The sequence below is a fragment of the Micrococcus sp. APC 4021 genome (genome assembly GCF_030407635.1).
Taxonomy (GTDB): Bacteria; Actinomycetota; Actinomycetes; order Actinomycetales; family Micrococcaceae; genus Micrococcus; species Micrococcus luteus.
Genome location: NZ_JASDCZ010000100.1, coordinates 1 through 8,254, shown reverse-complemented (window position 1 = coordinate 8,254; position 8,254 = coordinate 1). Strand labels below are relative to the sequence as shown.

Below are 8,254 nucleotides of genomic sequence, written 5' to 3'. Positions count from 1 at the left end.
CGGCGCGGACCCGGACGTCCTGGCCGGCTGCGAGGTCGTGGTGATCACGGCCGGCGCCAAGCAGAAGCCGGGGCAGACCCGCCTCGACCTCGGCGCGCACAACGTGGAGATCCTGCGCGGCCTGCTGCCCCAGGTGCAGGCGCACGCGCCGGAGGCGCTGATCGTGCTCGTCACCAATCCCGTGGACGTCCTCACGCTGGTGGCCCAGCGCCTCACCGGTCTGCCTGCCGGCCGGGTGATCGGCTCGGGCACCCTCCTGGACACGTCCCGCCTGCGGTGGCTGCTGGCGTCGCGGGCGCAGGTCCACCCGTCGTCGGTGCACGCGGCCATCCTCGGCGAGCACGGGGACACGGAGTTCCCCGCGTGGAGCTCGGCGCGCATCGGCCCGACGCCCATCCTGGAGTGGCCGACGCCGGTCGACCCGCTGTTCACCCGCGCCGACCTGGACGAGGTGGCGGACACCGTGGTGCACGCCGCGTACGAGGTGATCCAGGGCAAGGGCGCCACCACGTACGCGGTCGGCGTGGCCACGACCCGCCTGCTCGAGGCGATCCTGCGCGACCAGCACGCCATTCTGCCGGTCTCCACCGTGCTCGACGGCGTCCACGGGCTCTCGGACGTCGCCCTGTCCATGCCGTCCGTGGTGGGGCGCGACGGCGTCACCCGCGTGATCCAGCCCGAGCTGGACGACGCGGAGATGCGGGCGCTGCACGCCTCGGCGGACGCGCTGCGGCGGGAGGCACGCAGCCTCGGGTTCTGAGGCGCCGGGCTCAGGCGCGGGGGGCGTCGCCTCCGGTGCCGCCCTGCTCGCGGCGCTCGGCGGCGGCCTGGGCGCGGCGGTCGGCGGCGGCCTTGCGGAACATCTCCTCGGAGGAGCGGTTCACACCGGAGCCCTGGGAGAGGTGGTCCGGGTTCTCGCGCGCGGCGAGCTGCAGCATGGCCACCACCACGAGCGAGGTCATGAAGAAGACGCCGAAGGCGATCAGCGCGATGTCGACGCGCAGTGGATTCTGGGTGCCGCCGGAGGCGGTGATGCCGGCGATCACCCCGCCGATCAGGCCGAGCACGGCGGAGAAGACGAGCGGGCCCTTGACCGTGGTGCGCAGACCGCCGCGTGCCGGGCGGCCGGATCCGGCGCGATCGGCGGACGGGCGGGGGGACGGTGCGCTCACGGCGGGACTCCTGACGGCTGGGGGCGGCTGGGGCGACACGGCCCGCGCAGGCGCCCGGGGCTGAGGCCCTCGGGGCGCGGCGGACCGGAGCCAGTCTACGCGTCCGGCCGACGGGTGGCCCCTCGGGGCCCCGAGGTCCTCCCCCGGCGAACGTCCGCCCCGCGGGTCAGGACGACGACGTCGGCCCGGTTCAGAGGCCCCTGGCCGTGCCCCGGTCCCGGCGCACCTCGTGGTGGAAGCCGAGCCCGGAGACCATCAGGAGCACGCCGATCAGGATCGCCCCGCCGCCGGCGATGCCGAGCAGGGCGTGCGGGCCGAAGCCCTGCAGGGCGGCCACGACCACGCCGCCCCCGGAGAGCAGGCCCACGAGTCCGGTCCACAGCTGGTCCCGCGCGGGGATGAACTCGCGGCGGTGGCGGGCCCACGCCACGAGCTCGGCGACGCCGCCGAGCACGAGGGCGGCGCCGGCCGCCACGCCCACCGCCGCCGGGGACCCCAGGAACAGCAGCACGATCACGCCGAGCATCCACGCGGCCGCCGCCAGGGACAGCGGGGAGCGCATGGCCACGGGCACCGGGTCGCGGCGCAGGTACTCCCACATCGCCGAACCGGAGAACGCCAGGTACAGCGCGAACATGACCTTCATCCACGTCAGGCCCGGCTCGGCGACGAACACGGTGGTCAGACCGAACGCCAGCGCCACCACGGCGCGGATCAGGATCGGCTTGAACACCACGGACGAGATCTCGAGGGGGGTCTGCACGGTAGCCACCGCCCCAGTCTAGGAGCAGTGCGGCCGCGGCCCGGCCCGCGCGTCACCGCCCGGACGCGCTCACCCGACGCCGAGCCGCATCCAGTCGTCGCGCCGGGCCCGCCAGCCGAGGGTGAGCGCCCGCATCCCCATGTAGACCCCTGCGAAGCCGAGCCAGAGCAGGCCCAGCTGCACGCCGGCGTCGGGCACGGCGGCGTTCGGTCCGGGCCAGGCCGCGGTCCAGCCGAATCCGCCCGTGGCGAGCTGCGCGAGCACCCAGAGCGCCGGCGCGTAGACCACGAGGTTCACGAGGCCGGCGAGGGCGAGGTAGCGGGCGTCGCCGGCGCCGATCAGCACGCCGTCCAGCACGAACACGTACCCGGCCACCGGCTGCCCGGCGGCCAGCACCCACAGGCCCACGGTGGCGGCGGCCTGCACGGTCGGGTCCGTGGTGAACAGCCCCGGCAGCACCGGTGCCGCCAGGGCCAGCACGGCCCCGGTCACGACGCCGAAGCCCAGCCCCCAGCGCACCATCGTCCGGGTGAGGCGACGGGCCGCATCCGGCCGGGCGGCCCCGAGCTCGGCGCCGATCAGGGCCTGCGCGGCGATCGCGAGGGCGTCGAGGGCGAACGCCAGCGTGGAGAACAGCGTGAAGACGAGCTGGTGCGCGGCGAGGGTGAGGTCGCCCGCGCCGGCGGCGGCCATGACGGTGATGAGGATGGCCGCGCGCAGGCTCGCGGTGCGCAGCAGCAGCCACGAGCCCACCTGGGCCGTGGCGCGCATGCCCGACGCACGGGGCGCCCACACCGTGCCCGAGCGGCGGAAGCGCGGGGCCAGCACGAACAGGTATGTCACGAGCATCGCCCACTGCACCACGGACGTACCGACGGCCGAGCCAGCTACGCCCCAGCCCAGCCCGTACACCAGGGCCACGTTCAGCCCGATGTTCGCGCCGAAGCCCACACCCGCCACCACGAGCGGCGTCACGGTGTCCTGGAGGCCGCGGAGCACCCCGGTGGCCGCGAGCACGGCCAGCAGGGCCGGCAGCCCCGGCATGGACCAGCGCAGGTAGGCGACGGCGTGGGCCTGCACCTCGCCCGTCGCGCCGAGGGCCGCCGTCAGCGCGGGGGCCGCGAGCCAGCCGAGGACGGCCAGCACCGCGCCGAGCAGCAGGCCCAGCCAGATGCCGTCGCGGCCGCGGTCCATCGCGGCGGCCGGGTTCCCCGCCCCGATCAGCCGGGCCACCGCCGGGGTGGTGGCGTAGGCCAGGAAGATCATGAGGCCGGTGAGCGTGTGCAGGATGGTGGTGCCGATCCCGACGCCGGCCAGCTGGGCCGTGCCCAGGTGCCCGATGATCGCGGTGTCGGCCAGCAGGAACAGCGGCTCCGCGATGAGCGCGCCGAACGCGGGGACCGCGAGCGCGAGGATGCGCCGCGTGAGGGCGCGCGCGTCCTGCGGGGCGGGCGCCGCCGTCGAGCCGGAGGGTCCTGCCATCTCAGCCCAGCAGGGCCAGCAGCGGGGCCAGCGCCGTGGTCGGGGCAGTGGGGCCGGGCAGCGTGTCCGGCAGCAGGGGGGCCACGAGGTAGAGCATCGCGATGGCGATGCCGTTGTTCACCATGTGCAGCAGCACCGCGTACCCGAACGAGCGGCCCATCAGGATGTAGGACACCGTGATCGCCACCGCGAGGGTCAGGTACGGGACGGTCTCCACGAGCCGGAAGTCGCCGCCGGTGCCGAGGAAGTGCAGGAGTGTGAACGCGAGCACGGAGACCACGGCGCACACCCACACGTTGATCCAGCGGGAGAGCTTGCCGATCAGCAGGTGGCGGAACAGGTACTCCTCCACGAGCGGGGCGGCCACCACGGTCATGAGGATCATGAGCACGGGCGGGGCCTGCGTGGTCATCTCCTCGAGCGCGGCCTGGTTGGCGCTGGTCTGCGCCTCCCCGATGAGGCTCAGCACGATCACGTTCACGACGATGCACGCCAGCCACGTGGCGGGCAGCAGCAACAGCTTCCACCACGTCCCCGTGCGGAACACCCGCAGCGACGTCACGAGCGGGCGCCAGGCCACGGCCAGCACGAGCACCACGAGGATCGCGTAGCTGACGATGTTCACCGTGAACCCGTCGCGGACCAGGTCGAACGCCTCGAGGTCACCGGGGACCAGGCCGAGCGACACCGCCAGCCACAGCCCCAGCCCGAGCACCATGAGCGCCACGTACACGAGCACCACGACGGCGTCGCCCCAGTGGAACCGACCCGGGGTCCAGTCCGGCGCGGGGCGGGCCGCGGGCCGGCGGCCGGGCCAGCCGGCGGGGACGCCACCGGGGGCGCCGGGGTGCCCGTGCAGGCTCGGGGCGACGGCGGCGCGGCGGGCGGACGGCCGGCCCGACGGCGGCCAGCCGGCGGGCGGACCGGCCGGCGGGCCAGAGGGAGGAACGCTCATGGCGGCCACGCTACCAACGGGGGCGGACGCGCCAGGCCGCGGGCGCCGTCGTCGGGAGCGGCTCCGTGGCCCACGCCACGCCCGCGCGCCCGCGACACGCGCGCGGTGGCGGCGGGCCGAACGCCTCGTCTACGGTGCTCCCCATGGCCTTGTTCTCCCAGCCGGTGTTCATCAACCTCCCGACGACGGACACCGAGCGGATCCGTGAGTTCTGGACGACCCTGGGCGCCACCGCAATGGACGACTACTCGGACGAGCACTCGGTGTGCATCGAGCTCACCGAGTCGACGTACGCGATGTACCTCAGCCCCGGCTACTACACCGACTTCATCGGCAACCGTGAGATCGCCGACTGCCTCACCACCAACTCCGCCCTCATGGCGCTGACCGTCGGCGACGCCGCGGCGGTGGACGCCCTGGCGGACCGGGCGATCGAGCTCGGCGCCGCCGAGGTGCCCCTGCCCGAGGACCTGCGCGAGGAGATGGCCGACTCCGGCATGCACTCCCGCGAGATCGTCGACCCGGACGGGCACCAGTGGGAGTTCGTCACCGCCTGAGCCCGCCGGCTCAGGCGCCGAGTCGCCCGGTGAGGCGCGCGTGCATCGCCGCGGAGGCCTCGTTCAGCCCCGTCACCTCGGCGTGGATCCCGTGCCGGGCGTACTTGGTCAGCACCGAGTCGAGCGCGGCCACAGTGGAGGCGTCCCACACGTGCGCGGCACTCATGTCGATCACGACGCGCGGCGGGTCGAGGGCGTACTCGAACTGCGAGTAGAGGTCGTTCGAGGACGCGAAGAACAGGGCGCCGTGCACGCGATACGTGACGGCGTCGCCGTCGTCGTGGACCTCGCGGACCACCGTGACCAGACGCGAGACGCGCTGAGCGAAGAGCACCAGCGCAGCGAGCACGCCCACACCCACGCCGATCGCGAGGTTGTGAGTGAGCACCGTGGCCGCCACGGTCACGACCATGACGGCGGTCTCCGAGCGCGGCATCGCGCGCAGGGTGGCGGGGCGCACCGAATGCCAATCGAAGGTGGCGGCGGCCACGAACATCATCACGCCCACGAGCGCGGCCATGGGGATCTGCGCCACGAAGCCGCCGAAGGCCACCACGAGCACCAGCAGGAACACGCCCGCGAGGAACGTGGAGATCCGGGTGCGGGCGCCGTTCGCCTTGACGTTCATCATGGTCTGCCCCACCACGGCGCAGCCGCCCATGCCGCCGAACAACCCCGAGACCACGTTCGCGACACCCTGCCCCCAGGACTCGCGCGTCTTGTCCGAGCGGGTGTCGGTGATGTCGTCCACGAGCTTCGCGGTGAGCAGGGACTCGAGCAACCCCACGAACGCGATGCCGACGCTGAACGGCAGGATCAACCGGAGGGTCTCCCACGTCAGCGGGACGTCCGGCAGGCCGAGCACGGGCAGCGCATCCGGCAGCGCGCCCCGGTCCCCCACGCGCGGCACGGCCAGGCCGGCGGCCATCACCAGGGCGGTGACCACGACGACGGCCACGAGCGTCGCCGGCACCGCCGTGGTGAGCCGCGGCAACAGCACCACGATCGCCAGGGCCAACGCCGTGAGCGGGTACACGAGCCACGGGACGCCGATCAGCTCGGGCAGCTGCGAGGTGAACACGAGGATGGCCAACGCGTTGACGAACCCCACCATCACCGAGCGCGGGACGAACCGCATGAGCCGGGCCACACCGAACACGCCGAGCAGGATCTGGATGACGCCGCCGAGGATGATCGCGGCAAGCAGGTGCCCCACCCCGTACGCGTGGGACAGCGGTGCGACGACCAGCGCCACCGCCCCCGTGGCCGCGGAGATCATGGCGGGCCGGCCGCCCACGATCGCGGTGGTGACGGCCATGGTGAAGGACGCGAACAGCCCGACGCGCGGATCCACGCCCGCGATGATCGAGAACGCGATGGCCTCCGGGATCAGGGCGAGCGCCACCACGACCGCGGCCAACACCTCGGTGCCCAGCAGCCGAGGGCTGCGCAGGGTGCGCAGGACGGACTGCCGCTGGAGCGGCGTGAGGGCAGGCGGGGGCGCGGCGGGTAAGGCGGGCATGCTCCCGAGGGTAGCGGTGCGCGGGCGGGGTGCCCGCCGGTGAGCGGGCCCGCCCGCCACCCCTCACGCCGTCCGCATCACCCGCACGGGGTCGCGGAACGCGGCGAACGCCGCCGGGGCGAGGCTGGCCAGCAGCGCGGTGAGGGCGGCCAGCACGGCCACCGCCGCCACGAAGTCCACCCCCAGCGTCCCGCCCTGGCCGGCGACGACGGCGTACCCGGCTCCGGAGCCCAGCACGGCGCCCAGCAGCGCAGGCACGGCGGTGCGCACGGCCACGAGCAGGATCAGGTCTCCGCGGCCGATGCCGAGGGTGCGGCGGCGGCCGAGGTCGCGGCGGCGGATGAGGACGTCGGCGAGCACCACGATGGACACGAAGAACGCGCCGGCTCCGAGGATCAGCAGCAGCAGGGAGCGTCCGAGCCCGGCGAGCTCGCCGGTGATCACCTGGTTGCCGGCGGAGAGGGCACGGGCGGTCTGGATGGAGGAGGCGCGCGGGTCGGGGTCGATCACGGCGAGCGCGGCCTCCTGCATGGCGCGGGTGCCGGCGGTGTCGGCGGCGAGGACGCGGACCTGCTGCATCACGAGGGCGTCCGGGGCGGCGGGGACGGTGAGGGCGTAGCCGTCGAGGTCCTGGAAGGGGTCCTGGGCCTGGAACGCCCCGACGACGGCCCACTGGCCGCCGTCCGTGGCCTCGATCGCTCCGGAGGGCTGGGCGAGGCCGAGCTCGGCGAGCTTGGCCTCGGGGACCACCACCTCGCCGGGGGCGGGCAGGCGGCCGCGGGTCAGCACGATGCCACGGTCCAGGGTGCCGACCACGTTCGTCACGGCCACGCGGGCGCCGCCCCGGCCGATCCCGGTGTTCACGGCGTCCATGGGCGAGTCCCGGGCGAGGGCGGCCTCGGCGGTGTCGAGTCCGGCGAGGGTGGCCGCGGTGGCGCCGGTGAGGAAACCGGTGCCGCCGGTGTCGGTGACGGTGAGCACGCGGGCGCCGGGGCCGGAGAGCTCTGCGGCGACGGCCGCCTCGGTGGCGGCCTGCCTGCCCACGGTGGCCACGGCGGCGAAGCACATGGCGGCCACCACGAGCAGCACGAGGGCGGAGGGCACGGGAGAGGTGCGTGCGGCGGTGACGGCTTCACGCAGCAGGGTGCGCAGGTTCATGGGCGGTCCTCCCGGTTCACAGCCGAACCACCTCGTCGGCGCGGGCGACGACGGCGGGGTCGTGGGTGGCGACCACCACGGTGCGCCCCTCGGCGGCGGCATCGGCGAGGGCGTCCATGACGAGGCCGGCATTGTCCGGGTCGAGGTTGCCCGTGGGCTCGTCCGCGAGGACGACGGCGGGCGCGTTCACGAGGGCGCGGCACACGGCCACCCGCTGCGCCTGCCCGCCGGAGACCTGCCCGGGCCGGTGGTCGGCGCGGTGGGCGAGGCCGAAGCGCTCGAGCAGCGCCCGTGCCCGGTCCTCGAGCGTCTGGCGCTCCAGCCCGGCGTAGAGGCCGGGCTCCACCACGGAGTCCAGGATGGGGCGGGACGGGTCCAGCTCCGAGTCCTGGAACACGAATCCCACGGAGGTGGCGCGCAGGCGGGAGCGTTCCCGGTCCGGGCGGGTGGAGGCGTCGACGTCGCCGAGGCGCACCACTCCGGAGGTGGGCGTGAGCATGAGCCCGAGCACGTACAGGAGGGTGGACTTGCCGCGCCCGGAGGGCCCGGTGAGGGCGGTGACGGCGCCCGGCGTGAACGCGTGGGTGAGGCCGTCGAACAGCTCCTCGGCGGCGCGGGTGTAGGCGAAGCGCAGGTCCTCGACGG

Annotated in this window: 9 protein-coding genes; 2 read left to right on the top strand and 7 right to left on the bottom strand. The window is 74.6% G+C overall.

Going from position 1 to position 8,254, the window contains the following annotated elements; translation table 11 throughout:
- Nucleotides 1-760, top strand: a 760-nt coding sequence (locus QL983_RS08905) for an L-lactate dehydrogenase (RefSeq protein WP_290152384.1), incomplete at its 5' end; no start/stop codon positions are given.
- Between the two features lie 10 nt (nucleotides 761-770).
- Here QL983_RS08905 and QL983_RS08900 read toward each other — a convergent pair.
- The 4 genes from QL983_RS08900 to QL983_RS08885 all read right to left on the bottom strand — a co-directional run bounded on the left by QL983_RS08900 (nucleotide 771) and on the right by QL983_RS08885 (nucleotide 4,372).
- Complete coding sequence (locus QL983_RS08900; protein ID WP_049144854.1) at nucleotides 771-1,172, bottom strand: hypothetical protein; 402 nt, start codon at nucleotides 1,170-1,172, stop codon at nucleotides 771-773.
- Between the two features lie 190 nt (nucleotides 1,173-1,362).
- Nucleotides 1,363-1,944: a hypothetical protein gene (locus tag QL983_RS08895; protein WP_010079963.1), complete on the bottom strand. Its 582-nt coding sequence runs from the start codon at nucleotides 1,942-1,944 to the stop codon at nucleotides 1,363-1,365.
- 60 nt (nucleotides 1,945-2,004) lie between these two features.
- Nucleotides 2,005-3,417: an MATE family efflux transporter gene (locus QL983_RS08890; protein WP_069942010.1), complete on the bottom strand. Its 1,413-nt coding sequence runs from the start codon at nucleotides 3,415-3,417 to the stop codon at nucleotides 2,005-2,007.
- Between the two features lies 1 nt (nucleotide 3,418).
- Complete coding sequence (locus QL983_RS08885; protein ID WP_036317511.1) at nucleotides 3,419-4,372, bottom strand: CPBP family intramembrane glutamic endopeptidase; 954 nt, start codon at nucleotides 4,370-4,372, stop codon at nucleotides 3,419-3,421.
- A gap of 143 nt (nucleotides 4,373-4,515) precedes the next feature.
- On the opposite strand from QL983_RS08885, the gene QL983_RS08880 reads away from it, so the two are divergent.
- Nucleotides 4,516-4,929, top strand: a complete 414-nt coding sequence (locus QL983_RS08880) for a VOC family protein (RefSeq protein ID WP_020621736.1) — start codon at nucleotides 4,516-4,518, stop codon at nucleotides 4,927-4,929.
- Between the two features lie 10 nt (nucleotides 4,930-4,939).
- On the opposite strand, the gene QL983_RS08875 is transcribed toward QL983_RS08880, so the two are convergent.
- The 3 genes from QL983_RS08875 to QL983_RS08865 all read right to left on the bottom strand — a co-directional run bounded on the left by QL983_RS08875 (nucleotide 4,940) and on the right by QL983_RS08865 (nucleotide 8,243).
- Nucleotides 4,940-6,451 carry a SulP family inorganic anion transporter gene (locus tag QL983_RS08875; protein WP_020621737.1) on the bottom strand — a complete coding sequence of 504 codons (1,512 nt, stop codon included), beginning with the start codon at nucleotides 6,449-6,451 and terminating at the stop codon, nucleotides 4,940-4,942.
- 63 nt (nucleotides 6,452-6,514) lie between these two features.
- On the bottom strand, nucleotides 6,515-7,609 hold the full coding sequence (locus QL983_RS08870) for a hypothetical protein (protein WP_049147055.1): 1,095 nt from the start codon (nucleotides 7,607-7,609) through the stop codon (nucleotides 6,515-6,517).
- A 16-nt stretch (nucleotides 7,610-7,625) separates the two neighbouring features.
- Nucleotides 7,626-8,243, bottom strand: coding sequence for an ABC transporter ATP-binding protein (locus tag QL983_RS08865; protein WP_290152386.1), 618 nt, complete (start codon nucleotides 8,241-8,243; stop codon nucleotides 7,626-7,628).
- Nucleotides 8,244-8,254 lie beyond the last annotated feature (11 nt).

What these genes read in the sequence shown, in the direction of transcription:
- QL983_RS08890 (WP_069942010.1), bottom strand. Translation starts at nt 3,417, where the DNA reads ATGGCAGGACCCTCCGGCTCGACGGCGGCGCCCGCCCCGCAGGACGCG.
- QL983_RS08885 (WP_036317511.1), bottom strand. Translation starts at nt 4,372, where the DNA reads ATGAGCGTTCCTCCCTCTGGCCCGCCGGCCGGTCCGCCCGCCGGCTGG.
- QL983_RS08880 (WP_020621736.1), top strand. Translation starts at nt 4,516, where the DNA reads ATGGCCTTGTTCTCCCAGCCGGTGTTCATCAACCTCCCGACGACGGAC.
- QL983_RS08875 (WP_020621737.1), bottom strand. Translation starts at nt 6,451, where the DNA reads ATGCCCGCCTTACCCGCCGCGCCCCCGCCTGCCCTCACGCCGCTCCAG.
- QL983_RS08870 (WP_049147055.1), bottom strand. Translation starts at nt 7,609, where the DNA reads ATGAACCTGCGCACCCTGCTGCGTGAAGCCGTCACCGCCGCACGCACC.